Annotated in this window: 1 rRNA gene; it reads left to right on the forward strand. The window is 38.0% G+C overall.

The annotated features are described in order from the left end of the window. Positions 1-145: 145 nt before the first annotated feature. Positions 146-250 (forward strand): 23S ribosomal RNA (locus ACVYAD_RS25325); the annotation flags it as partial.

The following is a 250-nucleotide window of genomic DNA, read 5'->3' on the forward strand; positions in this document are numbered from 1 at the left end:
TTCTGAATGAAACACTTCAAAACTTGTTCTTTGAAAACTGGATAAAACGACATTGAAATTGTAACAAACACATTTATTTTTTAAGTTTTTTTATAGGCTTAATAACGAATAAGGTTTCAAGACACGATGTGTATTGAAAGCTATAGGTTAAGTTATTAAGGGCGCACGGCGAATGCCTTGGCACTAGGAGCCGATGAAGGACGGCACTAACACCGATATGCTTCGGGGAGCTGTAAGTGAGCTTTGATCC

Source organism: Lysinibacillus sp. G1-3 (genome assembly GCF_056322905.1).